Below are 25661 nucleotides of genomic sequence, written 5' to 3' on the forward strand. Positions count from 1 at the left end.
AGTGATCTTGGTCAGTTTTTCATTTTGGCCAAGCGGATCAGGTCCAGGATGGTGATCGTGCTTCCTTTTTTATCGATCAGGTGTTCATCTTTAAAATCGGTCAGCGTACGGCTCACGGTCTCGGTAGCCATGCCGGCCATAGCGGCCAGATCCTCGCGAGTAGCTTTAAAATTACCGGCCTCATCGTATTGGCGGTGTAATTTTAGCAAAGCCTCGGCCATGCGTTTGCGGACGGAGTTATAGGCCAACTGTAGCAGCTGATCTTCCTTTTCGCGGATATCGTTAGCCAGAAGTTTGATAAATTCACGGGCAACTTCGGGGTGCGCATTTAGCAATAGATCTAACTGATCTTTGGGGATCATCACCAGCTGACTATCCTCTAAAGCGGTAGCTGTGTCCGAATAGACCTCGTTAGATAACATGGCCTGCACACCTAAGTACTGATCGGCATTATAGATCCCGGTCATTAACTCACGTCCATCCTCGGCCAATTTGATGGTCTTTATCCGGCCTGACATCACCACGTACAAGCCATTGCCTTTGTCGCCCTCGTAATACACCACCTGATTCTTTTTGAACTGACGGCTTTTACGCTCGCCGATGATCTTTTTAAGTTCAGCCAGGCCTGAATTTTTGGATATCAGCGAACTAAGGCGGTCTAAAGAATTGCTGTAATAGCTTTGCTGTTGCTCCTTCTTTTTCAAGCGGGTCTCTATGGCGTTCAGTAATTCCATATCGTCGAACGGCTTGGTCAGGTAATCATCTGCGCCCATTTCCATGCCTTTGCGCAGGTCTAAACGTTCGGCTTTGGCGGTAAGGAAGATGAAGGGTATCGATGCGGTTTCGGGATTTTTATGCAGCAGATACAACACGCCGTAGCCATCCAACTCGGGCATCATGATATCGCACAGGATCACATCAGGCAGGTTCTTTTGGGCAAGTTCCACGCCGGTTTTGCCGTTATTGGCTTCAAAAACTTCGTAATTGGCTAAGCCTAATATCTCAACGATATTTTCGCGGATATCGTTATTATCTTCAATGATCAGTACTTTTTTGCTCATGACAGCGGGATCGAAATGGTAAATATGGTTCCGTGGTTGACGTCGCTTTTAAAATCAATGCGCCCACTCATCAGGCTCGCGTATCGGGCTACAATGTTAAGTCCGAGGCCTGTGCCCGGGATATTACCGGTATTGTGCGCGCGGAAGAATGCCTCAAATAAATGCTTCTGATCCGTCTCAGGTATGCCGATACCGTTATCCTGAACGGTGATCGTACACATCCCCTTGCTCACCTCGGTATTAAACTGGATAAAAGTATTCTCGCCCGAATATTTGATGGCGTTACCTACCAGATTGATCACGCAATTCTTTAACAGATTAGGATCTAACCGCACCATGCTTTCGGTGCCGGTATGCTGATAAATGATGTTTTGGTCTTGTTTAGCGATAAGTTGCATCTCCTCGGTGATCTCTTCGGACAGCTTTACCAGATCAAATTGTTGGAACGACGCCTCTACCTTACCTGCCTCCAGTTTCTCTAAAGACAAGAAATCATTTAGGATGCCCGTCAGGTTGGCTACCGAGTTTTTGATCTTAGCTACGTGCTTGGTAATATTCGGGTTGTCAAATGGTGCAGCATATTTATCGATCAGCGAAGCTGACAATTGCACAGCACTCAATGGTGTGCGGAACTCGTGCGATGCCATCGATACAAAGCGGCTCTTTAATAGACCCAACTCTTTTTCTTTCTCTAACGACTGACTTACCTCTTCTTTAGCCGAGCGCAATTCATCAACCATGTGTTTCAGCGAAATTGTCCGCTGCTCTACCAGTTCTTCTAACTGACTCGCATATTCTTTTAGTGTTTCCTCAGCTTGCTTCTCGCGGCTGAGATCATGGATGAAACCGGTATAGATCTTACGTCCGGAATATTGCACTTCGCTAACTCCCAAGCGAAAAGGAAATTTGGTGCCATCTTTTTTTAGTCCCATCACTTCCCGGCCAATACCGATGATATGTGCGTGACCTGTCTTTTGGTAACGACCGATATATTCATCATGATGCCCCCTATCCGGTTGCGGCATCAGCATAGATATATTATTGCCGATCACCTCCTCGGGCTCGTACTGGAACAATTTACAAGCGGCTGGATTGATGGATTCCACACGAGCGCGCTCATCAATAGTGATAATTCCGTCGATAGCGTTGGCGATGATGGCTTTCAGTAACAGGGCGTTCTCCATAAAATTATGATCCTTATCACAAATATGAATATTGCCGCCGAGACTAAAAGTAATTTCCTTCAGCTAAAAAAGTAACGATGGTCATATTTTGAGACACTACACCGACCTTGCAATATCGCCACCATCCACATCCAGCCTGCGCTTAGGCAAACTTTGTGGGTAATTATCTTTAAGGTACGCAACCATATTTTCGCGCACGTAACAACGCAGGTCGAATGCCTGAGATGAGTTACGCGCACTCATTAGGCAGCGTATCTCTATAACGGTCTCCTTAGTGTCGGTCACTTGTAGTACGCCTACCCGCTTGTCCCAAAGCGGAGACGCATTCAGCAGGCGCATTAGCTCCTCGCGCATTTTATCTGCCGGCGCGGTGTGGTCAACATATAAAAATACAGTTCCCAATATCTCCGATGTGGTGCGGGTCCAGTTCTGGAAAGGTTTTTCGATAAAATAATTGATAGGTAAGATCAGGCGGCGCTGATCCCAGATGTTGAGCACTACGTAGGTCAACGTGATATCCTCTACCCTGCCCCATTCACCTTCCACCACCAACACGTCATCTATCCTAATGGGTTGTGTGAACGCGATCTGGAAACCGGCCAGCAGATTCCCCAGCGACTTTTGTGCCGCGAAACCGATGATCACACCGCCTATGCCCACGCCCGTCAGCAAACCTGTACCCAGTTTCCTTACACTCTCAAAGCTTAATAAGATAATAGATACAGCGATCAAAATGATCATCACTATCGTCAGCCTTCGGATGAATTGTAATTGCGTACGGACCTTGCGCTCTTTTAAATTATCATCCTTATTAAGGTCATATTTGTGGTAGACATAATCCTCCAATATTTTGATACTGCTGATGAGTACGCTGGTAAACGATATCACCAATAAGATCCCCAACACGCGTTCTATCTTGGTCTCGTAAACATCTTTCAGCGTCAGGAAAGGAAGCACAAGCGATAGTGTTAGCAAGGGTACAAAATGGTTGAAAGGTCGGTTAAGATGGCATACGATAGACCGGATCACCGAATAGTCGGTTTGCCTTTTGTAGTGGCGCAGCAAGCGGGCAATGATCATTTTGCCAATGAAGCCTAATATCAGTACCAAACCGATCACCGCTGTGTTCCAGGCCCAGGCAGGCATCCGTGTCGACCAACTCTCTATCAGTTCGTTCATCTTTAAGTTCTTTTTTTGCTGATCAAAACCACCTGTTTAACCGCTATGTAAATAAATTGTTGTGTCTTATCAAACCCATCCTTATCTATACAAGTATCAATTTACGTATGAACATCAACAATTTATCTCTTTAAATGGGATCATTCTAAATTAAATCTTTCAATGTAGCTTAACATGGCGTTCAAATTTGGGAAACATTGCGGCTTTAGTTTTGCAAGAAATAGGAACGATACCCATGAACAAACATTTATCAACCAAAAGAACTTTAGCGACCGCTGTAGTCCTTTTTGTGGCATCGGCAGTAGCTATCACTGCTTGTAAAAAGAACAAGACCGAGGACACCCCGGTAACCCCTGCCCCGGTAGCGCAATTGCAGAACTTTTCAGTTAACCCATCGCTTCTGAAAGCAATGCCTGGTTTCGAAACATTGGCGATCACTACGCTGATCAGCTCTGACGATGTGTTGGCAGGTTCGCCAAACTTCGTATTCGGCGCACAGCCTGATGGTGCCGGTATCATTAAAGATCCTGCAAGCGACGGCTTTATCATGATCAATAACCACGAAATATTGCAATCAGTATCACGCGTATATCTGGACAAGAACTTTAAACCTACCAAAGGCGAGTACATTGTTGACTCGGACGGCGGCATGACCCGTTTGTGCTCGGCCACTATGGCTACGCCGGAAGAGCATGGTTTTGCTAAGCCGGTGTTCCTGACCGCAGGCGAAAGTGGTGTAGAATCAATGATCCACGCTATTGATCCATTGGCAACTGCCGATAAAAAGAACAATCAACGTACTGTTGCTGCCCTGGGTCGCTGGAGCGCAGAGAACGCTGTACCACTGCCAAAAGGCAGCTACCCGGGAAAAAGCGTTATACTGATCGGCGAGGACGAGAGCGATGGCCAGTTAGCCATGTACGTATCTAATACCCAAGGCGACCTGCAAAATGGCAAACTGTACGTAATGAAACGTACCAACAACGACCCTGTTGAGACCAGCATGAGCAAAGGCACATCTTACGATGTGGAATTTGTGGAACTGGATAATGTAAAAACCAGCACCGGTGCGCAATTACAACAACAAACCGTTGACAAAAAAGCCCTAATGCTTGCCCGTGTAGAGGATATAGACTACCGCAAAGGCAGCGCTGCGAACGGTCGCGAGGTTTATTTTACAGCTACCGGCGTTAGCCAGGCTGATAAGGTTACGCCGGTAAGCGGCAAAACCATGTGGGGCCGCGTTTACAAATTAGTTTTGGATGCTAACGACCCTTTAAAAGGTAAATTAGAAGTTGCAGTTGACGGCAACGACAACCCGGGTAACAGCATTGTAAACCCGGATAACTTGTGCGTAACCGAGAACTTTGTTTACATTCAGGAGGATGGTGACTCTTTCTACACCAACAACAAGCACGACGGCACCATTTGGCAATTCGGCATGGCTGATAAGTCGTTAAAAGCGATGTTGCAAATGAACCACCGCCGTACAGAGACCGCGTTCAACACAAAGTATAACGTAACCAACGACCAACGTTTAAGCACCTGGGAGTATGGCGCGATGTACGATATATCGAACCTGACCGGTATCCCTAACACTTTTGTGGTTAACCTGCACCCACACACGTGGACCGATGCTAAATACCGTAACATTGACGGTGGCACCACCCGTTTGACCAACAATAGCGAAGGTGGCCAGGTTGTCATTGTTCGCGGTGTAGCTAAATAATATTCACTTACCGTTTTATTCATCCCGGTGCGCGATCGCGCACCGGGATATTTTTGTTTAAAAACACTCCCCAAGCTATGCTTGCTAAGAACCGGCTATTTGCCATTATAACTGCATTTGTGCTGATCACTTTTTGCTTTTACTGCAAAAACGATAAGACCGATGCATCCGTCAATATCAAAAAGAATTTTGATCAGGAACTGATCCGATTACAGTCCATCGTCGACCAAAAATTATTTACCGCTGTACAAAAAGGTGATCAGGGGCAGATCAAGTCGGCCTTCTTAGATGCCCGCCGTCAGTATAAAACGATCGAATACTATATCGAATACTATTTCCCAAGCACCGCGGTAATGCTGAACGGCGCCCCCGTTGATGAAATAGAATTAGGCGAGAATCTCGTCGAAAACCCTACCGGTTTCCAGGTGATGGAAGCGATCATTTATGGCGATGAGCTTGCCGCGCAAAAAGATGACCTGCTGAACGAGGTAAAAAAGATGCAGCTGAACCTGAAACGCGTAGCCCGCTTCAACGAGCAATACCAGATCACTGACGCGCAACTGTTCGACGCGATCAGATTAGAGATGTTCCGCATAACCGGATTGGGAATCACCGGATTTGATACCCCGGATGCTCTGCAGTCGCTACCCGAGGCCGCTTCGGCTTTGGAAGGAATAGGTTACGTGTTGTCGAATTATGGAGACATGGAGCAGGATAAAGAAGTTAAGGCTGCTATAACTTATCTGAACGAGCACCTCAACTATGATAAATTTGACCGACTGACATTTATCACCGAATATCTTGATCCGTTAAGTAAGCGCATTGCTGAGGTTCGCAACAAGCTAAAGATCCCTGCCACTGCCAGCGGTTCGGCATTGCATGATGATGCTGTTACACTATTCCAACCCAATGCCTTTAACCCCGACCGCTTTGTTGGCAACGCTACCGAATTTATAAGCGATGATAAGATCGCTTTAGGCAAAACTTTATTCAGCGACGCGATCCTATCCAACAACGGCGACCGTAGTTGTATGACCTGCCACAACCCCGTATTGGCCTTTACCGACGGCCTGACCAAAGGTGCAGCCATCGGCAAAAACAAAACTTTGTTGCGCAACACCCCTACCCTAACCTATGCGGGCTTACAACGCGCTTTTTTTTATGACCTGAAAGCCGGAAGTTTAGAGGACCAGGCTTTAGACGTGGTACATCATAGAGACGAAATGAATGGCTCTTTAGAGTTGGCCTCCAAGCGCATCAACACCGATAAGCGGTACCGTTCGTTATTTAAAAAAGCATATAAAGATAGCATAGGCAAAGCCGATGCCTGGAAGATACAGCACGCGCTGGCCGCTTACATCCGCTCCTTAACGTTATTTAACTCGCGCCTGGATCAGTATATGCGTGGCGATAGAGGCAAATTGAACAATGAAGAAAAACTGGGCTTCAACCTGTTTATGGGTAAGGCCAAATGCGGTGCCTGCCATTTTGCACCGGTGTTTAACGGAACGGCACCTGCTTTATTCAACAAAAGCGAGGCCGAAGTGCTGGGCGTTCCGGCCACGTCAGACACACTGAATGCCACTTTAGATGCCGATCTTGGGCGTTACGCGCTGTCGCCTTACCCGCAGTACAAGCATGCTTTTAAGATACCGACACTACGGAACATCAGCAAAACGGCGCCCTATATGCATAATGGTGTTTTTCGCACATTGGAAGAAGTGGTTGAATTTTACAACCGGGGCGGTGGCATTGGACTGGGTATCGACGTAGCGAACCAGACCCTATCGCCCGATCCGCTTAAGCTTACCAAGGCCGAAATGAAGGCTATAGTGGCCTTCTTGAAAACTTTGGATGATCAATAAATAGCAACCGGCAGGTTACTCAAATTGCAGTTCCAACTCGTCATTACCAGCGTCTACAATACGGAAAATACGTTTTTCGGCATGACGGTCGCTGTCTGATGATTCGAGGCGAACGATGTCATGGTCGTGAAATTGGTTAGTATTAGGCACCATAATGGCGGTAAGCGTGGCCGGATCGCCGGGTACTGTTAGCGTTTTCATATCGTTTCGTTTTCTTTCTAAAACAGGTGCGGTGTGAATAAGTTTAACTTACTTTTTAGAAAAATGAACGGAAATGACTAACGCTTTCTGATTTTTTTACTTATATTTGCAGGACTACGACGGCTCAGTCCGTCTATTGTGATAAGGTTTAGGTTGAAAGTCCCCGGCGGCGAGCGCTTAGGGGACTTTTTTTGTACATATGAACCTCACACACTATTTAATCCCACATCGTCCCCGCCAAACCCAATATCAAAGACATCCACATACCGATCAGGTATCCAAGCACGCTTAGCACATAAAACATTTTTCCTACCCAACCTTCTATCTTCCGTAACGGCTCGGTAACGTCATAGCACAAACCTACGATCGCTCCTAAAAACGGGGTCAGTAATAAGGGTTTAATGCGCCAATACGGTCCCCATTGCGGATCGCCTGCTCCTGCACCGATCACAAAAACGCTGATGGCGACCAATCCAATGCCTGCGCCAAACAGTATCCTGTTGCGTAATTGACCTGTAAAATTAGGTTTGTTTGTTAGTTGTTCTGTTGTTGTCATATAGTTATAAATTAAAAGCACTTTGAATTACAAAGTTATTTGTAAAAACAACAACTCCAAATATTTTCGAGAAAATTATTCCTGTTGATGACTATCCGCCCAAACTAAAAAGTCGCGATGCACTTTTCGTACATCGCGACTTTTTGATCGTTATATATGTAAATTTATTCGTTACAGCACCCACTCCGGCCGCTCGTAATGGCAGGTGTACCCGTACGGATTTTTTTGCAGGTAATCCTGATGGTCTTCTTCGGCATTCCAAAAATCTCCGGCAGGTTCAACGGCGGTCACCACTTTGCCCGGCCATTTGCCCGATGCGTCAACATCGGCAATAACCTGCTTGGCCACATTGCGCTGCTCGTCGCTCAGGTAATAAATAGCCGAACGATATGATGTACCGATATCATTCCCTTGGCGGTTAAGTGTGGTGGGGTTATGTATCTGGAAAAAATATTCCAGCAATTTACGGTACGATATCACCGAAGGATCAAAATCTATCTCTATGCCCTCGGCATGAGTACCATGGTTACGGTAGGTAGCATTAGGCACATCGCCGCCGGTATAACCAACAACGGTATTTATAACGCCGGGTTGCTGGCGGAACAATTCTTCCACGCCCCAAAAACAGCCTCCGGCCAGTATCGCTTTTTCAGTATCCATAAAAATGTATTTTAAAAATATATTCAACTATCATACCACCGACCATTTGTCAGCTTATCCGGCAAGTATCAATAGCCTCGACCCATTCATCCTGACCGCACCTGCTACACTTACCGCCAATATGGCGTTCCTCTACATTTGCGCAACAAGTACAAGCATACTGCCCTTTTTTACTGATCGTCTTAGAACGCTCGCCGTAAGGTTTCGGCAGCACCGGCAAACCCGGTCTTACATCATCGTCCGAATAATAATAGAAACTCACCTGTCCATTGGTTTCCAGCACGGCTATGCGGATCTGCCCAACATGCTCGATACTCTTGGCGCGCATCTCGGCAAAAAATTCGTCCTTAGCAAATGTGTTATCATGCTCTTCTTCCATAGTGAACATGCCATCCTCGATAATGTACAGCGGGTCGCCTTCAAGCACGCTTTCAAACTTTTCGCTTTTGGCGGCCATGTAAGTGATCAGCCGGTAGATCCCAAGTATGATCGCAAATACCAATAAAGACGGCAATATCGCCGTGTCCTTATTGAACATCGGGTCGCCGGCTGCCGAACCTAAGGCTATAATGATGGCTACCTCAAATATCGTCAATTGCCTTACACCTTTTTTACCTGACATTCGGAGCAATAACAATACGAACCCGAACATCAGTACTGTACGCAACAGTATCTCTAACGCGTACATTGGGTCAAGGTCGTTTATAAAAATGGTATGCCAATCAAATTTCATATTGCGCAGCTGTGTATGGGACAGTTCCACAACAAGCTTATGTGGCAAATTGTTAGTTACAACAATGATCATTTTTCAGGAGAGGCACATCCATCCTAACCCGATATGTTAAAGCATGTTAAATAGTTTTGGCCTAAGCTATTAGCATTTAATTTAGCCGGCGCATCAGCAAAACCTGCCATCATGAAAATATTATCCACCATCAGTAACGTAGCCTGCCTTATCTTGCTTTCAGCCGCCTTGTTCACCTCGTGTAAACAAACGTCGGACACTAAGACAACCAATACCGTAAAAGATAGCACCAACTTTAAACTATACTCCAAAAATGTGCAGGATAGTTTCTTCATCTCGGTGCAGTTACCCTTAGCATATCCAGAGCAACCTAAAAAGAAATACCCGGTGGTAGTGCTTACCGATGCCAATTTCTATTACCCTATGCTTGCCCCGGTACTTCAACAGTACGAACAAGGTGGCCTGCTGCCGCCAATGATCTTGGTGGGAATAGGCTACAAGTCATTTCAGGCGATGGACTCACTTCGCCAGCGCGACTATCTGTATCCGAAAGCCATCCCATCCGATGAAATGAAAGCACCCGGCGGCGGTCAAAATTTTTACCGCTTTATTACCGGCGAACTGCTGCCGTATATCAATAAGAATTATCCTACCATGAGCACCGAACGGACCTTACTCGGTCATTCCTTTGGCGGATATTTTACGCTGTATAGCCTGCTGGAGCAATTGAATACCAAACGCGCCGACTTCAGTGGTTTCGTTGCCGCCAGTCCGTCGCTATGGTATAATAACTTCTATCTGTCCCGCATCCCAGAGCAACTGAAAACATCAGCAGTCACAGATACATTGAGCCTCCACCTCACGGTTGGCCAATTAGAAGACCCAAAATGGTCGGTCGCTCCGGTGAATGATCTGTCGTCAATGCTGAAAACCGACAAACGTTTAAAATTCAGTTCGACTATTTATACCGACCTCGACCACATGGATGTCGGTTTGATATCCTACATCCGCGGATTGCAAAAGATCTATAACAAATAACACCTAAAGCATATCACTAATTTCAGATCCCCAAGATCAGCAGTAAACAACAAAGCCGCCTTGCAAATTGGTACAAGGCGGCATTTTTTTATTATTTCTTTATAATGATATTGATCTGTCCGCCCGGAATCATCAGGCATTTAAAGCTTCACCACCTCACCCGTTTTTACCGACTCATCACAAGCAAAAGCGATTCGGAGACTATTGATCGCGTCTTCGGTAGGGTCCGTCAGATCCAGGTCCTCGTGAATAGCTTTAAGGAAGAAACGCTGTTCACGGTTGCAAAGCTCCTGGTGGTCGGGTTCATCTTGCAGGTTGATAAACTCGTCTTGTTTAGCGAATTCATCTTTGCCATCCAAAGCGGCATGGTGTATTTTGATCGATTCGGTCTGTGTATGCAGGTCAACAGAATCGGACATGCCGGCTTGCGATGCTTCTTTAGCTACGATCGATACAGCCCCTTTCGGACCAAATACGTCCTTGATAAAGAACGCCGTCTCGCTCACCATCGGCCCCCAACCGGCCTCGTACCAACCGATAGAGCCATCCTCAAAACGGATCTGTAGCTGACCGTAATTATAATTCCAATCCGGGATATCGTCGGTCAGGCGCGCGCCGATGGCGGTTACCTGAGTGGGTTTAGAACGTGTCATTTGGCACATCACATCAATGTAATGCACGGCACAATCTACAATGGGGCTGAGGCTTTTCATCAGGTTGCGGTGAACCGTCCACATATTGCCATGGCTTTGCTGGTTCAGGTTCATACGCATTACCAGGGGTTTACCTACGGTCTGCGCCAGTTCGATGAATTTCTCCCATGACGGATGGTACCTCAGGATATACCCTACCACCAACTTTTTACCGGCCTTCTCAGCTGCTTCCGCTACCCGGACGGCTCCCTCAACCGTATCGGCCAAAGGTTTTTCGATGAATACGTGCGCACCTTTTTCAAAAGCGGCGATGGCAAATGCCTCGTGCGTATCAGGGTAAGTGGATATACAAACCGCATCGGGGTTTGTAGCCTCCAAAGCTTCGTAATAATCGCTATACAGCGCATAACCGCCGCCCAATTTCTCGTTCAGTACTACTTTACTGTTACCCGTAGTTACGATACCACAGATCTCGAACCCATCCATATTGTGGTAGGCAGTCGCGTGCGATGCACCCATATTGCCGGCACCTACTACCAGTACTTTTATTTTCTTTTCAGACATATTTTTAGTGATCGGTGACTGGTGACCGGTGATCAGTAACCGTTGTTTGTCAACTGGTCACTGGTCACCGATCACTATTTTTCCTTGGTTCTTGATTCTTGACTCTTATTTCTTCCCCGCCAGATCTTTGATCCTGATATTCTTAAATTTCACTACCGAGCCATGGCCTAAAAAGCCGATGTGGCCGCTGTCGCGTTTAAGGCCGGGGTGGTCTTTGCCATCGGCAGCACCTTTGGCGCGGGCCTCGGTGATATCGGCATCCAGGATCACTTTGCCGTTGAGCGTTACTTTGATCTTCGGTCCGCGCACTTCAACCTCCTGGTAATTCCATTTGCCGGTAGGTTTTAAAAAGCCGCGTTTGGCGGGGATAGTACCGTAGATAGAGCCATGATATTGATACACATGCAGATCCTTATACATCGGGGCTTCGTTATCCAATATCTGTAATTCCATGCCGGTGTAGGCCGCATCGCCCTCCAACGGTGCGCGGATACCCAAGCCATTATTAGCGCCCGGTGTCAATTGGAACTCAAATCGGAAAATAAAATCGCTGTACTCATCTTTAGTGTACAGGTTACCGCCCGAACCTTTGCCGGGTTTAGGGTGGATGGCCAGTGTGCCGCTGTCCAAAGTATAGTCGACCATGTTGCCCGTCCAGTTGAACATATTCGTTCCGTCGAACAATACTTTGTAGCCTTCCTTCACCTCTTTCTTGCTCAACTCAAATGGTTTTTCAGACGGTATCTCGCGAATATAAATATCGCGATAAGCCACCGGCGATCCGTGGGCCTGCAGTTCTATTTGTTCTTCGGCAAAGATCGGGATCTTGCGATTCCAGTAGTTCTCCAGGATCACATTGTCGGTCACCAGTTCACCATTCAGGTAAACGGTCACACGGTCGCCTGTCATTAGTATGCGGAAAGTGTTCCACTCATCCAATTTATTATCAGCTACTTTTAGCGGCTTGCTTGGCTGCACCTGATTGTTATACAAACCACCCGAGCCAACCTGCGCGCCTACATTGGTACGGGCAAGATCCCACATTTGCACCTGCGGCGAACCACGCAGATAGATGCCTGCATCACCCTCCCCTTTCTTATCGTCGATGATCTTCCAATCAACAAACACCTCTACATCGCGGTACTTTTTCACGGTAGCCAGGTTATTACCTTTCGACATAAAGTGCAGCTCGCCATTCATCACCTTCCAGCTTTCTTTGGCTTCTGCATCCGCTTTGGCTTGCGCGTCGGCTAAGGTTTTGGCATCCATAGCGGCACGTTTGATCGGGTCGGCAACCAGGCCTTTCCACCCGGTCAGGTCAGTCCCGTTAAATACCTGTACCAGGCCTTCGCCACCTTTCATATCGGCCAGATATTTTTCGGCTATCTCTTTTTGTTTAGCATCTGCGTTAGCCATCGGCAGGGCCTTGCTGAATAAACCTTTAATGAGGTCACCGCTGTAATTACCTGCCAAAACCGACGCTACCACCGCGTTAGCGGCATTAGCTTTCAGATCGGCGTCGTCCAGATATTTACCTGCAAAGATGAGCGTGTTGAAGCACGGCGCTTTGATCATTTCTTTCATGATCTGCTGTTTTTGCTCGGCCGATCTGGCCAACGCAAACCCTTCACGCAGTTTTAAAAACTTATTCTCGGGAGTGGTTTTATCTTGCTTAATAGCTTGAAGATATTTTTCGATAGCCAGCTGGTTTACCGCAGCATCGTTTGATCTCGCCAACGTTAACAACCCTTGCTTGGGATCATTACCCGGACCGGTGTACAAGAATACCAATGCATCCTGAACAGCAGCCCGCTCTTCTTCTTTACCCTCTTTAAGCAAAGTGAACAATTGCTTGGCATTGTCTTTGGTAGCGATGTGACCAAGCACACCGTAGGCCGCCGCTTTGGTACGTTTATTCGGGCTGTTCAATAACGACCAAACAACAGGCCATTGCGCGTTGTCCTTACGCGAGTCGATGATATCGATCAGCGCTACCTGCATCCTTTCCGGAGCGGTCGGCAGCACTTTGCCAATGCGCTGGTTGATGCCATCGCCCTTCATGTGGGTGATCCCGGCGGCCAGCATATCTACATCGTCAGCCGTGCCGGTAGCCATCATTTTAAAGAACTCGTCGAGCACCTGGTCGTTACCGATATCGACAGCCGCATTAATAGCCGCTTGTTTCACCGCATCGTTCTTGCTTTTAGCCAAGCCGAGTATCGTGGGCAGCGTACTCTTTTGCCCGGACTGACCTAACATGAACAGGATATCTACCTTAGCTTCATCGCTTACGGTCGATAGCTTTTTTACCCATGCGCCAACGTTTGCAGCCGTGACGTAAGGCAAGGCGTAGCGCAAAGCGGCCGCGCGATAGACCGGATCTGCATCACCGGCGGCAGTTAACAAGATCGGCTGACTACCTTTGGTAGCATCCACCGACAATTTTAAGGCGGACGCACGGGCTCCTACCACGGCTTTACCTTTAGTAGACAGATCGGCTGATATTTTTTGTGCGATAGCTTTGTGACCCTTTTTAAGGACTGTTTCGGCATAACGCACGTACATGGCCATGGCGTTGGTCGGCTCGTATTTGTAGCCGGCTTTTGAGGCGGCGGACGACAATACGGTTTGTGATGATGGATCAGCAATGTTAGCTAAAGCATATAAAGCCGACTTTGCTTCTTCGGTATTCCCGCTCGCGGCTATTTTATTTAGTGCTGATACCGCAGGCTGATATTTTGCGTCGCCTAAAGCATCTATGATCAGTTGTTTGGGTTTTCCGGTAGCGGTCGGCAAGGCACTTAGTAATGCCTTGTTAGATGACGCGGTATTGATCTTCACTAAAGCACGAGTAGCCGCATCAACAAGGTCAGCATCAGTTAGATAACCTTGTAAAGCAGGTACAGCCTCATCGGTCCCGACAATATCGAACTGACTGATGATGAATTGCTTATTCTGTTTATCGCTAAGCTTTTGGAGAGCTTTGATGTAAGCCCCTACCGCCAACTCGCGGGCAGCCTCGTTACCGGGCTTGGTGGCATATGCCGAAAAACCGCCTACGGTATATTCTATTTCAGCTTTTTTAACCTTTCGGGGGTCATTTAAAGCACTAATGAGCATCACATAACCATCTTTGCTCATAGTGGCCACTTTAGCCATACTATTATTAAATGTTACAGCATTTTTTGCCGGCAATTGCGTTAACAAGGAGATGATCGCATGTTCGTCGTCATGACTAACCTGTGCCGACGCAACGTTTTGCAGGCAAGCCGCTGCGATCAGTAAAAAGCTTAATTCTTTTATCTTCATAACGGTGAAAGACTTAAATAGTGTAAGGTGCGCGCATTACGGGGTTGATCAAACGATCAGCGGCCTCGTCGCCAATAAACTCCATTTTTACAGGGTCGAATTTCAACGAACGGTTCAACTTCAGGGCGATCAATCCCATGTTGACCAGGTTGCAAGATCGCAGACCATTCTCCTCGTTCAGCGTAAACTTTTGGCGCGACTTTACCGAATCGCTAAAGATGATGTTTTGCGGCGCAGGATCAGGGAAGGTAGCCAGCTTACGCTCCAGATCCGGAATGTCCGACTTAAAGCCCGGGTACAATTTTCCTTTCGGGCCTTCAATATAAGCGGCCTTATCGTCGGTGCCTTCGCCATCTAAAATGATCTGGCAGCCATCGGTATATGTATAAGTAATGCGTCGCCAGGTGCCTACCGCGTCGGTATGTTGCTGCGGGGCATCCACCTCTACCGATATGGGATTGGTATCGTCCTTACCCAAAAAATATTGTACAGGATCCAGGTAATGCTGGCCCATATCACTTAAACCGCCGCCATCGTAATCCCAATATCCGCGAAAGGTTTGGTGCACTCGATGTGCATTGTAAGGCTTGTATTGCGCCGGACCAAGCCACATTTCGTAATCCAGTTCGGGTGGTACGGGTTGCGGCTCCAGGTTGTCTTTGCCTACCCAGTAAAATTTCCAATCGTAGCCGGTGTGTTTGCCAACCGTCACCTTTAAAGGCCATCCTAACAAGCCGCTCTCTACCAATTTCTTGATCGGTTTAACGGGTGTACCCATGCCGTAAAACACATCCTTGAAACGGAACCAGGTATTCAGGCGGAACATGCTGCCATTCTGCTGAACAGCTTCCAGTACGCGCTTGCCTTCGCCAATGGTGTGCGTCATGGGCTTTTCGCACCAGATGTCCTTACCCGCGTTAGCCGCGTCGACAGCGATGATGCCGTGCCAGTGCGGCGGGGTAGCGATGTGAACGATATCGACCTCGGATAAGGCTAGAACCTCGCGATAATCGGTAAAGGTTTTAGCATTTCCTTTTAACATGGCTGATGCTTCGGACAAGTGCTTTTTGTCGACGTCGCAAATAGCCACGGTAGGTGTGCCCTCGTAAGAGAAATGGCCGCGGCCCATACCGCCAACGCCTATTACAGCCTTGGTCAGTTTATCGCTCGGGGCCAAAAAACCGTTGCCGCCCAGTACAAAACGGGGCACAATGGTAAATGCGGCAATGCCGGTAGCAGCTTTCTTAACAAAATCGCGGCGGGAGTTACGGGTCTGATCTTTATCGGATTCCATTTTTCGGTATTGGTGACGTATGGCCTGCCTAACAGGCCTAACAAGGTACAATTATTATTTTAACGGATCATCTGCCTGCCAAAATTCCTGATAGCTACCACTTTTTTTTAGGTAGCCCCACAGCTATAGCTGTTCAGGTCTTATTGTAAAAGAATGTCCGAATGCAAATTGGTTAGCTCTAAATTAAGAGGATGTACACCAGCAGCCAAACATTTTTAAAAATATTTTTAAAATAGATCATCTTTTATAAAATATTTAAATAAGTTTACAAAACATGTCTTAATAGTTCTCAATTCAAGTGGTCAACTTTACATGGATGATATACAACCTTCTGCTGCGGTAATCTTAGACAAGGGCAAACTGACCAAAGACGAGCTTAATACCCTTGGGCTGATATTTGAACTTGGCCAGGCTACCAATGCCCAGATCTGTGACCGCCTGAACTTGAGTTTACCCAGCGTTAACAAGATCCTGAAACAACTGCAAACCGCTAAGCTGATCCAACCCGGCGAACAGCAGGGATCATCGGGCGGGCGGCGACCGTCGACGGTTAAGCTTTGCCCGGGGCTGTTCTACATTGTGGCGGTGGACATTGAGGTTTTCGGGACCAGGGTGGCGGTTTACGATAATAATCTTATGCTGCAATGCCAAGCCGAGATCCCTTTTACGCTTACGAAATCGCGCGATGGCTTACCCCGGCTGGCCGATCAGATCAATGCGTTCATATCCATTAATAACTATCAGCGGCGGCAACTCATCGGCATAAGCTTTAGTATAGTCGGCCTGATAGACGAAAAGAACGGCGAAAGCTGCTTTTACCTACGCGACGAGGCGGACGGAGTGCCGATCAGGGACTATCTGCAGGATCTATTCTCCCTGCCGGTCACCATCCATAATGACGTTAACGCCGCTGCACAGGCCGAACTGATGTTCGGCGAAGCCAAAGGTAAAACCGACGCGCTGGTATTATCAATGGATATTGGCGTAGGCCTGGGTATTATCCTTGACGGGGCTGTCCGTAAAGGGGCCAAAGGTTTTTCGGGCGAGATAGGGCACATCCCCATGGCGCAGGAAGGCGAACTTTGCTATTGCGGCAAGCAGGGCTGTTTAGAAACCGTAGCCTCAGGTTCATCGCTGATCAAAAATGCCAAACAGGCCATAGCGGCAGGGCAAAACACCATGTTATCCCAACTGTGCGGCCACAACCCCGACCATTTGCAGATAGCCATGGTAATAGAAGCGGCCAACAAAGGCGACCTGTTCGCTATCGAATTGCTATCGCAAGTGGGCAGCACCATGGGGCGGGCCATATCTACCATGATCCAGATATTTAACCCCGAGATCGTGATCCTTGGCGGCAAGATCGCTAATGCAGGCCAATACATGACGCTCCCCATGCTGCAAGCCCTCAACACCTATTGCATGATCCAGATCCGCGAGCAAACCCAGATCACCGTATCTAAATTAGGTGATAATGCCAAACTGCTGGGTGTGGCTTACTGGGGGGTAAAAAACTTTTTGAGATAACAAGTCAGATCTCTAAGTCTGACCGCCCCATGCCGTACACTCATATCTTTGATATTGCTTTGGTGCGATATACTGATCGCTATACTTAATGGCAATATCCAAGCGTGTAGTTTTGAGATAAAATTTTTAAAGGTTGCTAATAACTACAGAATCATAATTCCAATAAAGTAGAGAAAGTGAAATAGCAGTATGGAAGTAAGGTTTGACTCACATACGGCATGTAACGTAAAGCTAAGACTTGATGAATCATTATCCAACCTTAACAACCTATAACAAAAAAGCCCTCAACTTTCGTTGAAGGCTTGCTGTGGTACCAACTGGGATCGAACCAGTGACACAAGGATTTTCAGTCCTTTGCTCTACCATCTGAGCTATGGTACCATCCGTTTGGGAGTGCAAATGTAGTTTCTTTTTTTTGGTAACAAAATTTTTTTTTAAGTTTTTTTAGGGCAAGGTGCAAGGCCTGGGGTGCGGGCAGATGTAAACATTTGGAGATCTGAATGATAGGGTCGACATCATTATGAAAAAATATTTTCAAATTATTTTTAACGATCCTAAATTGCCCCGTGCACCCAAAACTTTAATGGTTTTGCGGGTTTTATAAAAACTATTTTTCTACTTTAGTCATTATTACTATGCACGCATAATGATAGGCCAAATTATATTCATCATCATCCTGGGCTTTGCCGTTTACCTTTTCAGTAAAAATGCTGCCAAGGTGCGCCGTAACATTTTATTGGGTAAGGATACCGACCGATCAGATCAACCGGCCCTGCGCTGGAAGACCATGGCAAAGGTAGCCCTTGGCCAAACCAAAATGACCAAACGCCCTGTTGCCGCGGTGTTGCACTTCTTCATTTACATCGGTTTTGTGATCATTAACCTGGAGGTGTTAGAGATCATGATCGATGGCATTTTTGGCTCGCACCGCATATTTAGTGGGCCGCTGGGTAGCTTGTATAGCGTACTGATCGGCAGTTTTGAGATATTGGCGCTGTTAGTACTGATTTCTTGCGTAGTTTTCCTTATCCGCAGGAATATTTTAAAATTGAAACGCTTCAGCGGCGTGGAGATGAAAGAATGGCCTAAAAGCGATGCCAACTACATCCTGTGCATAGAGATATTGCTGATGACCGCCTTCCTCACCATGAACGCGGCCGACTATAAACTACAAACGGTACATTTTGGTCATTACCTTGCGGCCGGCAGTTTTCCAATAGGTAGCCTCATCGCCCCTATCCTTCCCAATGGCCCGCACGTGTTAGCGGGTATCGAACGCGGTTGCTGGTGGTTCCATATTGTGGGTATTTTGGCATTTTTGAACTATCTGCCCTACTCCAAGCATTTCCACATTATGCTGGCCTTCCCAAATACGTATTACAGTAACTTGAACCCTAAGGGTCAGTTCACCAATATGGCATCGGTGACCAACGAGGTTAAGGCCATGTTGGACCCATCATTCGTGCCCGAGAACACGGGCGAGGTTAGCCGCTTTGGCGTTAAAGACGCTACCGACCTGACCTGGAAGAACCTGATGGAAGCTTATACTTGCACCGAGTGCGGTAGGTGTACATCAGTATGCCCGGCTAATATCACTGGCAAGCTATTGTCACCGCGCAAGATCATGATGGATACGCGCGACCGCATCACCGAGGTAGGCAACAACATACACAAGCATGGCAAGGACCACGTAGACGATAAAACTTTATTGGACACCTACATCACCCGCGAAGAGTTATGGGCCTGTACAAGCTGTAATGCCTGCGTAGAGGCCTGCCCGGTCAACATCAACCCGCTCGAGATCATTACCGAAATGCGACGCTACATTGTAATGGAAGAATCGCAAGCGCCGGCCAGCCTGAACAATATGTTCGGTAACGTGGAAAATAACGGCGCGCCATGGAAATATAGCCAGGCCGATAGATTAAATTGGGCGGAGAAGGGTAATTAGTCCATAGACCATGGTCGATGGTCCATAGTAAGAAATTTTTAGGGAGTAAATTACATGTCACAAGACACTGCAACGATAGATAATAAATACCAGCTGTTTGTAGAAAGAGCAGCGGCTACCAAAATGGTTTGGGGATTGATGGGTAAAGGTGGCTGGGCTAACACCCATGCCGGTGATGACGAGGAAGTAACACTGATCCCTTTTTGGTCGGACCGTGCGCTGGCCAAAGCTTGTGCGCGTGATGACTGGAAAAGCTTTACGCCAACATCCATTCCGCTGGGTGAATTTTTAGAGACCTGGTGTACCGGCATGGCCGAAGAAGGTAACGTGGCCGGTGTTAATTTGGATACCCATATGCATGGTACCGAAACCGAGGCGTATGCCATAGCGCTTGATGTTTTAGAGCAGATCAAAAGCATCAACTCTACCGTATCACTTAAAAACTACCCGGGCGTTGACGAATTGATAGCCGACCTTAACCAAATTACTGACCAAGAAGAAGAATAACCGAATGACCGAGCTGAACATACCTACCATGGCCCAAATGGTGGCCGAAGGCAAAACCCCTGATATTTTATTTTGGGTAGGTTGCGCGGGCAGTTTTGACGAGCGCGCCCAAAAGATCACCCGCGATATTTGCAAGATCCTGCAACACGTAGGCATTAGCTACGCCGTGTTGGGTACTGAAGAAAGCTGCACCGGCGATCCTGCCAAACGCGCGGGTAACGAATTCCTGTTCCAGATGCAGGCGATGATGAATATTGAGGTTTTGAATGGTTACGAGGTGAAAAAGATAGTGACCGGCTGCCCGCATTGCTTTAATACCATCAAGAACGAATACCCAATCCTGGGTGGCAATTACGATGTCATCCACCATACCCAACTCATTCAGCAATTGATAGACGAGGGCAAACTAAAAGCCGAAGGCGGCGAAAGCTTTAAAGGCAAACGCATCACCTACCACGATCCATGTTACCTTGGCCGCGGCAACGGCGTGTACGAGGCTCCGCGACGTACACTGGAAATTTTAGATGCCGACCTGGTAGAGCTGAAACGCTGCAAAAGCAATGGCCTGTGCTGCGGCGCAGGCGGTGCACAAATGTTCAAAGAACCCGAAAAAGGAAACCGCGAAGTAAATATGGAGCGTATGGACGACGTTCTGCAAAGCCAGGCCACCGTAGTAGCCGCCGGTTGCCCATTCTGCATGACCATGCTGAGTGACGGCGTTAAACACGCCGACAAAGAAGGCGAGATACGCGTGCTGGATATTGCCGAGATCACCGCGAGGGCGAACGGATTGTAAGGATCATTTGGCGAGGGTATATTCTCCCCATAGATCTGTAGGAAATATCTTATCGGCATGAGTACTTCGATCACCGTTCATTATAACGCCCGTTCCGTCGGCTTTGATAAGCGAAAAATAACCGGGCCTAAATTCCTGAACCCCGGCATAGTAATAGGATACGCCGTTCAATTGTATGTTATAATAAAACTTGCCCGACGATATGCCGAGGCCAAGGCTTTTTAAGGGTATTGCCAATTCGTAATTATAACTAAGCTCGCTATCCATTGCAGAAGCTGTTTTTATCCCTTCGTCGTTATAAGCAGATATCAAACTATCAGAGATGCCTTTAAGGTTGATCGTTCCGATCCATTTAAAATATTCGGATAAAGTTTTGTTCTTAAGCCGCGCCAACGAATCACCTACACGTTTATTCGTCGTTGCGTCACCCGTTAATTCGGCCTTGCTGTCAATTATCTGGAAATACTTTGGACCGGGCTTTTCATACATGGGGAAAGTTATTTCGGGCAATGTTTTGTCTTTACGTTTAGCCTGGGGGTTAACGGTAAGCGTAACTCCACCCTTGGTGATCTTGTCAATGATCACATACGACTGCGCTTTAAGCACCAGATATAGATATTGCTTATCGTTAGCCATGGTGTAATAAACCTGCGTAGCTTTATTATAAGCTTTTAGTTCACCCCACTCAGTGGTCTTACCATCTATTTTAACGTTGGCAGGCGCGTGCACCCCACCTTGCTGTATGTTTGGCAACTTTTGGCCAAAGCCTAAGTTGGTCAACAGCACTAATGCTGCTAAAAAAAATATCCTCTTCATCGTGTTCTATTTGATCAAGGTGTAGGTCCCCCAAAAGTCGGTAGGGTAATTTAGTTCCATATTACGCGGATCGTTCCTGCCAAGGCCCAGCACCTGGCCGCTTGCACTGGTGAACATCAGCACATCATCTCTTCCGTTGAGCGTATGTACCTGCCCGCCATTGGCCATTATCCCTGTCAGCTTAACGTTGTAATTGAACTTCTTTTTATCCGCAACATTTAAGCCCAGATATTTTAAAGGCACGGCCAATTCATAAATAAAATTCATATCCGCATCAAACCTTGCAGCAGCCTTTATACCCATGTCGTTGTATAGCGAGATCAGGCCGTTAGGTAGTCCCTGCAATTCACTCACTCCGATATCTTTCAAACGCTCGCTGATCATTGTATTACGGATCATCACGAACGAGTCGGTGCGCATTGGCCGGGTGGGAATGATCAACACCTGTTTCTCATTCTCGTATTTGGGGAAAGTGACCGATGGGGCGTCTTTCGTATTCTTTTTGCTTTCCAAATTAACGCCAAGCGTTATGCCACCACGAATAACCTTACTGGCTATCTCGGTATCGGTGATCTTGGCTATCAGATATAGATTGCTTTCATCATTGGCAACGGTATAAGCTATAGAGGTGGCTTTATTGTAGGCTTTCATCTCGCCCCATTCTTCGGCCTTGCCATCTACCTTAACATTGGCAGGCGCACGTACCGGAAGGATTTGAACTGCCGGCAGTTTTTGAGCGTTAGCCAGTTTGACGGCCAACAAGCAGATGATTATAAATAAGGAGGTCCTCATAGCGGTCGGTTTAAATTGGATACCACCAAACTATAAAAATAGTTTGATACATTAACTATGGTCTCAATTTTTCTTACCTCTTAGTCAGGAAAAGCGATGAGGTCAATGTTCCTCTCCCCCGCTTTTAAAAAGCTGAAAAGTTTTGTAAAGAGTATCCAATTGCTCGGTCTGGATGTTTTTCAACGGGATGCTGAAAGAGGTAGCCATCGAGTCGACATTACCTTTTTTATCGCCGTGGGTCTGCACGATCACGTCGTCGGTCTTGGTGTTGATACGGATGATGCCTTTATCGGTGTTGCCCAAATAGGCTACATCGGCAACAGAAGTTAAGTGCAGTGAAAAATACTCCTGCTTGCCGGTTTGAAAAGTTTTACGCAGACGAAGGAAGTGGTCTTCGGTCACGCTTAGTTCCCATTTCTTAAGTTTCACCTCGCCGGCTATGTCGTAAACCTGCGCCAATATCTTGTTACTGCTGTGTATGAACAAAGCGGCCTCCGGCTCGGTCTTAAATGCCGACGCGACCAACACTACACCTGTCAGCACAACAATTTTAAGCGTTCTCTTCCACACTGATCTAAGCATTTGATATCATGAAGTTTTACGAAGATATAAATTGATAAATTTGCGCATGCAATTTTCTGCACAAAAACAAAGTTTAACTAAAAGCACAACGCACGATCGTTATATTTGAATATGGAAACGTTGATCATTAATATTCCTGAAACAAATTGACCTTGGTAAAACAACTTTTAAAAGAATTGGGCGTAAGTGTAAGTTAAGCGCCCAGGTCGATGACCGACAAAAAAACGCCTAACAAGTTGACGGTAAAGACCATTGATGATGCCCGTAACGGCATTGGTTTGGGTGAGCCTATTAAAGACGTTAGCAGCTTTATCGATTCTTTGTAATGTTTATACTGATACCCACAAATCAGTCCAAAAAAGATATCAAGACCTTAAAAAAGCGGTCGACAAAGAATGCTGCATGGATAAGCGCTTTTTTAGAACAACTGGCCAAACAGGTGCCGATGGGATCGATAAAAAACATCGCCCGCATAAACTCTCGGGCAGCTATAACGATAATTGGGAAGCCCACATCAAACCAGACCTATTGATCATTTGGTTCGAGATAAACGAAAAGTAGGAGATCATTTTATTAAGGACAGGCACACATGCCGACCTTTTTTAACGATTCTGTTGACCGTTCCTCCCCTTTACAATAAACCGACCTTTACATTTAACTTTATTGATAAATTTGCACATGCAATTTTCTGAAAATTCAAGGGTTTGGGTTTATCAATCCAACCGCGAACTTACCGCTGCCGAAGCTGCTGAGATACAGACCGAAATGGACAGTTTCACCATCAGTTGGACAGCTCATAGCAGTCAGCTTAAAGCCAAGGCCGAGATACGCTACAACCGCTTCCTGATCCTTATTGTTGACGAAAGCCAGGCCGGGGCAAGTGGTTGTTCTATTGATAAGTCGGTGCATTTTATGCAGCATATCGAACAAAAATTCGGCATCAGCCTGTTCGATCGTTTTAATTTAGCTTATCGCGACGGTCGGGAAGTTCTATCGTTGCCCCGCCAGGGATTTGAGGATAAGATCAAGCAAAAACAGATCGGTGCCGATACCATCGTGTTTAATAATATGGTGCAGAACTTAAAAGAATTGAATACCAAATGGGAGGTGCCTTTTAAAGACAGCTGGCACATTCAACTATTTGACAATTTATTAACCGACCGATAATAACGGGAAACAATATCCACACTACCACCCCAGGTTGTATACCCAACCCGGGGTTTTTATTTTACAGCAAAAAAGCCATTTTATGATCAGACTGCCCATTGAGCAATGTAGCAGGAAAATATTAGATCGGCGTTAAAATTGTATCTATTCTGTTACCAATTTACATTAACTTAGTACGTCAGAAAAATGGATATGCGCTTAAAAAATTACACCGGATATATTTTAGCAGCTACGATAGCTTTGTTTTGGATATTAGGCCGTGTGATAGAGCAGTCCCATCTTTCAAAAAAGGTAGTTACCCAATTGACCGAATACGATCACTGGATAATTTTGGCGCTGATCGCCATTGCCATTTTTGGGCAATTATTCAAAAACCGCTCATCATACAGTCATTCGCGCGAGTGGTAGTTAATTAATTTATTATCAGCGCAATATCCATTTTAAGGCATTAAATTTGCTGCGTTAAGGTTACATCTGTAAAACCATCGCCGCTATGAGAGTACTGACCTGCACATTTTTAGCCACCATTTTCCTGGCATCTACAGCCGCCGCTCAGCAGAACGGTAACTGGCAAACCATACCAACAAGCAACAACACCGAAGGCCGGTCCGAATGCGGCTTTGCTGCTGCCAATGGCAAGCTCTATCTTTTAGGCGGTGATAACCCTGCCAAACCGATTGAAGAATATGATCCGGCAACTAATAAATGGTTGGCCAAGGCGATAGCGCCAAGTATTATGCACCATTTTCAGGCGGTGACCATTGGCGATGAGATCTACGTTTTGCAAGCTTTTGCCGACCGTAACTACCCCAACCAAGTTCCTACACCCAATGCTTATAGTTACGATACCAAGACCGACACCTGGCAAACTCTCCCTGCCCCTGCTGCCGACCGTCGTCGTGGTGGAGCCGGGGCCGCCGTTTACAAAGGCAAGGTCTATTTGGTAGGTGGCATTACCAACGGGCATACCAAGGGCACCAATGGAATGCTCGACGTTTATGACCCTAAGACTAATATCTGGACTGCTTTGCCCGACGCGCCGCATATCCGCGACCATAGTCAAGCTGTTGTTGTAGGTGATAAACTTTACGCTCTCGGCGGCCGTAACACCAGTTTGCATGATGCTAATAACTTTATGTCCTTTTTTGATAAAGTAGTATTAGAGGTTGATCAGTACGACCTCAAGACCGGCAAATGGACCACCCTAACAGCCAAACTCCCGCAAGGTACAGGCGGCGGCACGGCGGTGGCCGTAGATGGCAAGATATACTTCATTGGCGGCGAACGTGCCACCAGCACTAAACCTAATGGCCCGCAAAAAGACGTTTACTACATCGACCCTGAAAAAGATACCCAGTGGACCAAAGGACCCGACCTTAATCATGCCCGCAACGGCGTAGGCGGCGCGGTACTGAATGGCAAGATCTATATCGCCGGCGGCGCTAACGGCGGCCCGCAATTAGAAGTATTTAATATCAAATAGGC

General features: G+C 46.8%; 24 protein-coding genes and 1 tRNA gene. 11 read left to right on the forward strand and 14 right to left on the reverse strand.

All coding sequences use genetic code 11. The annotated features are described in order from the left end of the window. Positions 1-11 precede the first annotated feature (11 nt). The 3 genes from IRJ16_RS21555 to IRJ16_RS21565 form a co-directional block, all read right to left on the reverse strand. Complete coding sequence (locus tag IRJ16_RS21555; RefSeq protein ID WP_194113818.1) at positions 12-1061, reverse strand: response regulator; 1050 nt, start codon at positions 1059-1061, stop codon at positions 12-14. After that, a complete protein-coding gene (locus IRJ16_RS21560; protein ID WP_194113819.1) occupies positions 1058-2245 on the reverse strand; it encodes a PAS domain-containing sensor histidine kinase in 1188 nt (395 codons plus the stop codon). The genes IRJ16_RS21555 and IRJ16_RS21560 overlap by 4 nt, the downstream gene beginning before the upstream one ends. A gap of 96 nt (positions 2246-2341) precedes the next feature. Continuing rightward, positions 2342-3424, reverse strand: a complete 1083-nt coding sequence (locus IRJ16_RS21565; RefSeq protein ID WP_194113821.1) for a mechanosensitive ion channel family protein — start codon at positions 3422-3424, stop codon at positions 2342-2344. A gap of 235 nt (positions 3425-3659) precedes the next feature. On the opposite strand from IRJ16_RS21565, the gene IRJ16_RS21570 reads away from it, so the two are divergent. Both IRJ16_RS21570 and IRJ16_RS21575 read left to right on the forward strand, forming a co-directional pair. Continuing rightward, on the forward strand, positions 3660-5153 hold the full coding sequence (locus tag IRJ16_RS21570; protein WP_194113823.1) for a PhoX family protein: 1494 nt from the start codon (positions 3660-3662) through the stop codon (positions 5151-5153). A 77-nt stretch (positions 5154-5230) separates the two neighbouring features. Beyond that, entirely contained in the window at positions 5231-7018 is a 1788-nt protein-coding gene (locus IRJ16_RS21575) for a cytochrome c peroxidase (RefSeq protein ID WP_194113825.1), read from the forward strand. A gap of 15 nt (positions 7019-7033) precedes the next feature. On the opposite strand, the gene IRJ16_RS21580 is transcribed toward IRJ16_RS21575, so the two are convergent. From IRJ16_RS21580 to IRJ16_RS21595, 4 genes are all read right to left on the reverse strand, one after another. Beyond that, positions 7034-7219 (reverse strand): hypothetical protein, encoded by a 186-nt coding sequence (locus tag IRJ16_RS21580; protein WP_194113827.1) that lies wholly within the window; start codon positions 7217-7219, stop codon positions 7034-7036. A 217-nt stretch (positions 7220-7436) separates the two neighbouring features. Beyond that, positions 7437-7775: a potassium transporter KefB gene (locus tag IRJ16_RS21585; RefSeq protein WP_194113828.1), complete on the reverse strand. Its 339-nt coding sequence runs from the start codon at positions 7773-7775 to the stop codon at positions 7437-7439. Between the two features lie 171 nt (positions 7776-7946). Then, the gene (msrA, locus tag IRJ16_RS21590; protein WP_194113830.1) at positions 7947-8435 is read right to left on the reverse strand and encodes a peptide-methionine (S)-S-oxide reductase MsrA; all 489 of its coding nucleotides are present in this window, start codon (positions 8433-8435) and stop codon (positions 7947-7949) included. Positions 8436-8484: 49 nt separating this feature from the next. Next, on the reverse strand, positions 8485-9216 hold the full coding sequence (locus tag IRJ16_RS21595) for a DUF421 domain-containing protein (protein WP_228080405.1): 732 nt from the start codon (positions 9214-9216) through the stop codon (positions 8485-8487). Between the two features lie 135 nt (positions 9217-9351). On the opposite strand from IRJ16_RS21595, the gene IRJ16_RS21600 reads away from it, so the two are divergent. Continuing rightward, positions 9352-10218 (forward strand): alpha/beta hydrolase, encoded by an 867-nt coding sequence (locus IRJ16_RS21600; protein ID WP_194113832.1) that lies wholly within the window; start codon positions 9352-9354, stop codon positions 10216-10218. 140 nt (positions 10219-10358) lie between these two features. Here IRJ16_RS21600 and IRJ16_RS21605 read toward each other — a convergent pair whose 3' ends face one another. The 3 genes from IRJ16_RS21605 to IRJ16_RS21615 form a co-directional block, all read right to left on the reverse strand. Beyond that, positions 10359-11435, reverse strand: a complete 1077-nt coding sequence (locus IRJ16_RS21605) for a Gfo/Idh/MocA family protein (RefSeq protein ID WP_194113834.1) — start codon at positions 11433-11435, stop codon at positions 10359-10361. A 105-nt stretch (positions 11436-11540) separates the two neighbouring features. Next, complete coding sequence (locus IRJ16_RS21610; protein ID WP_194113836.1) at positions 11541-14744, reverse strand: DUF1080 domain-containing protein; 3204 nt, start codon at positions 14742-14744, stop codon at positions 11541-11543. A 13-nt stretch (positions 14745-14757) separates the two neighbouring features. Continuing rightward, positions 14758-16038 carry a Gfo/Idh/MocA family oxidoreductase gene (locus IRJ16_RS21615; RefSeq protein ID WP_194113838.1) on the reverse strand — a complete coding sequence of 427 codons (1281 nt, stop codon included), beginning with the start codon at positions 16036-16038 and terminating at the stop codon, positions 14758-14760. Positions 16039-16350: 312 nt separating this feature from the next. On the opposite strand from IRJ16_RS21615, the gene IRJ16_RS21620 reads away from it, so the two are divergent. Beyond that, a complete protein-coding gene (locus IRJ16_RS21620) occupies positions 16351-17565 on the forward strand; it encodes an ROK family transcriptional regulator (RefSeq protein ID WP_194113840.1) in 1215 nt (404 codons plus the stop codon). Positions 17566-17873: 308 nt separating this feature from the next. Here IRJ16_RS21620 and IRJ16_RS21625 read toward each other — a convergent pair. Next, positions 17874-17946 (reverse strand) — tRNA-Phe (locus IRJ16_RS21625). 265 nt (positions 17947-18211) lie between these two features. On the opposite strand from IRJ16_RS21625, the gene IRJ16_RS21630 reads away from it, so the two are divergent. The 3 genes from IRJ16_RS21630 to IRJ16_RS21640 are packed head-to-tail and all read left to right on the forward strand — an operon-like array spanning position 18212 to position 20819. After that, a complete protein-coding gene (locus tag IRJ16_RS21630; protein WP_194113842.1) occupies positions 18212-19516 on the forward strand; it encodes a (Fe-S)-binding protein in 1305 nt (434 codons plus the stop codon). 54 nt (positions 19517-19570) lie between these two features. After that, complete coding sequence (locus tag IRJ16_RS21635; protein WP_194113844.1) at positions 19571-20023, forward strand: DUF2750 domain-containing protein; 453 nt, start codon at positions 19571-19573, stop codon at positions 20021-20023. A 4-nt stretch (positions 20024-20027) separates the two neighbouring features. Then, a complete protein-coding gene (locus IRJ16_RS21640; RefSeq protein ID WP_194113846.1) occupies positions 20028-20819 on the forward strand; it encodes a (Fe-S)-binding protein in 792 nt (263 codons plus the stop codon). Between the two features lie 3 nt (positions 20820-20822). Here the strand turns inward: IRJ16_RS21640 and IRJ16_RS21645 are convergent, their stop codons facing one another. From IRJ16_RS21645 to IRJ16_RS21655, 3 genes are all read right to left on the reverse strand, one after another. After that, a complete protein-coding gene (locus IRJ16_RS21645) occupies positions 20823-21635 on the reverse strand; it encodes a hypothetical protein (protein ID WP_194113847.1) in 813 nt (270 codons plus the stop codon). A gap of 6 nt (positions 21636-21641) precedes the next feature. Beyond that, on the reverse strand, positions 21642-22427 hold the full coding sequence (locus IRJ16_RS21650) for a hypothetical protein (RefSeq protein WP_194113856.1): 786 nt from the start codon (positions 22425-22427) through the stop codon (positions 21642-21644). 102 nt (positions 22428-22529) lie between these two features. Beyond that, positions 22530-23009, reverse strand: a complete 480-nt coding sequence (locus IRJ16_RS21655) for a hypothetical protein (RefSeq protein ID WP_194113858.1) — start codon at positions 23007-23009, stop codon at positions 22530-22532. Between the two features lie 402 nt (positions 23010-23411). Between IRJ16_RS21655 and IRJ16_RS21660 the strand changes: the two genes are divergently transcribed. From IRJ16_RS21660 to IRJ16_RS21675, 4 genes are all read left to right on the forward strand, one after another. Next, positions 23412-23570 (forward strand): type II toxin-antitoxin system YafQ family toxin, encoded by a 159-nt coding sequence (locus tag IRJ16_RS21660; protein WP_194113869.1) that lies wholly within the window; start codon positions 23412-23414, stop codon positions 23568-23570. A 117-nt stretch (positions 23571-23687) separates the two neighbouring features. Beyond that, a complete protein-coding gene (locus tag IRJ16_RS21665) occupies positions 23688-24176 on the forward strand; it encodes an ABC transporter ATPase (RefSeq protein ID WP_194113871.1) in 489 nt (162 codons plus the stop codon). Between the two features lie 186 nt (positions 24177-24362). Then, positions 24363-24584 carry a hypothetical protein gene (locus IRJ16_RS21670; RefSeq protein ID WP_194113873.1) on the forward strand — a complete coding sequence of 74 codons (222 nt, stop codon included), beginning with the start codon at positions 24363-24365 and terminating at the stop codon, positions 24582-24584. A gap of 85 nt (positions 24585-24669) precedes the next feature. Beyond that, entirely contained in the window at positions 24670-25659 is a 990-nt protein-coding gene (locus tag IRJ16_RS21675; protein WP_194113875.1) for a Kelch repeat-containing protein, read from the forward strand. Positions 25660-25661: the final 2 nt, after the last annotated feature.

It is taken from the genome of Mucilaginibacter myungsuensis, from assembly GCF_015222005.1.
GTDB lineage: Bacteria > Bacteroidota > Bacteroidia > Sphingobacteriales > Sphingobacteriaceae > Mucilaginibacter > Mucilaginibacter myungsuensis.

Coding starts and splice junctions, on each gene's coding strand:
- IRJ16_RS21560 (WP_194113819.1), bottom strand. CDS start 2,245: ATGGAGAACGCCCTGTTACTGAAAGCCATCATCGCCAACGCTATCGAC.
- IRJ16_RS21650 (WP_194113856.1), bottom strand. CDS start 22,427: ATGAGGACCTCCTTATTTATAATCATCTGCTTGTTGGCCGTCAAACTG.
- IRJ16_RS21600 (WP_194113832.1), top strand. CDS start 9,352: ATGAAAATATTATCCACCATCAGTAACGTAGCCTGCCTTATCTTGCTT.
- IRJ16_RS21670 (WP_194113873.1), top strand. CDS start 24,363: ATGGATATGCGCTTAAAAAATTACACCGGATATATTTTAGCAGCTACG.
- IRJ16_RS21645 (WP_194113847.1), bottom strand. CDS start 21,635: ATGAAGAGGATATTTTTTTTAGCAGCATTAGTGCTGTTGACCAACTTA.
- IRJ16_RS21615 (WP_194113838.1), bottom strand. CDS start 16,038: ATGGAATCCGATAAAGATCAGACCCGTAACTCCCGCCGCGATTTTGTT.
- IRJ16_RS21660 (WP_194113869.1), top strand. CDS start 23,412: ATGGATAAGCGCTTTTTTAGAACAACTGGCCAAACAGGTGCCGATGGG.
- IRJ16_RS21640 (WP_194113846.1), top strand. CDS start 20,028: ATGACCGAGCTGAACATACCTACCATGGCCCAAATGGTGGCCGAAGGC.
- IRJ16_RS21635 (WP_194113844.1), top strand. CDS start 19,571: ATGTCACAAGACACTGCAACGATAGATAATAAATACCAGCTGTTTGTA.
- IRJ16_RS21575 (WP_194113825.1), top strand. CDS start 5,231: ATGCTTGCTAAGAACCGGCTATTTGCCATTATAACTGCATTTGTGCTG.
- msrA (WP_194113830.1), bottom strand. CDS start 8,435: ATGGATACTGAAAAAGCGATACTGGCCGGAGGCTGTTTTTGGGGCGTG.
- IRJ16_RS21620 (WP_194113840.1), top strand. CDS start 16,351: ATGGATGATATACAACCTTCTGCTGCGGTAATCTTAGACAAGGGCAAA.
- IRJ16_RS21610 (WP_194113836.1), bottom strand. CDS start 14,744: ATGAAGATAAAAGAATTAAGCTTTTTACTGATCGCAGCGGCTTGCCTG.
- IRJ16_RS21585 (WP_194113828.1), bottom strand. CDS start 7,775: ATGACAACAACAGAACAACTAACAAACAAACCTAATTTTACAGGTCAA.
- IRJ16_RS21570 (WP_194113823.1), top strand. CDS start 3,660: ATGAACAAACATTTATCAACCAAAAGAACTTTAGCGACCGCTGTAGTC.
- IRJ16_RS21605 (WP_194113834.1), bottom strand. CDS start 11,435: ATGTCTGAAAAGAAAATAAAAGTACTGGTAGTAGGTGCCGGCAATATG.
- IRJ16_RS21565 (WP_194113821.1), bottom strand. CDS start 3,424: ATGAACGAACTGATAGAGAGTTGGTCGACACGGATGCCTGCCTGGGCC.
- IRJ16_RS21665 (WP_194113871.1), top strand. CDS start 23,688: ATGCAATTTTCTGAAAATTCAAGGGTTTGGGTTTATCAATCCAACCGC.
- IRJ16_RS21655 (WP_194113858.1), bottom strand. CDS start 23,009: ATGCTTAGATCAGTGTGGAAGAGAACGCTTAAAATTGTTGTGCTGACA.
- IRJ16_RS21675 (WP_194113875.1), top strand. CDS start 24,670: ATGAGAGTACTGACCTGCACATTTTTAGCCACCATTTTCCTGGCATCT.
- IRJ16_RS21630 (WP_194113842.1), top strand. CDS start 18,212: ATGATAGGCCAAATTATATTCATCATCATCCTGGGCTTTGCCGTTTAC.
- IRJ16_RS21555 (WP_194113818.1), bottom strand. CDS start 1,061: ATGAGCAAAAAAGTACTGATCATTGAAGATAATAACGATATCCGCGAA.
- IRJ16_RS21580 (WP_194113827.1), bottom strand. CDS start 7,219: ATGAAAACGCTAACAGTACCCGGCGATCCGGCCACGCTTACCGCCATT.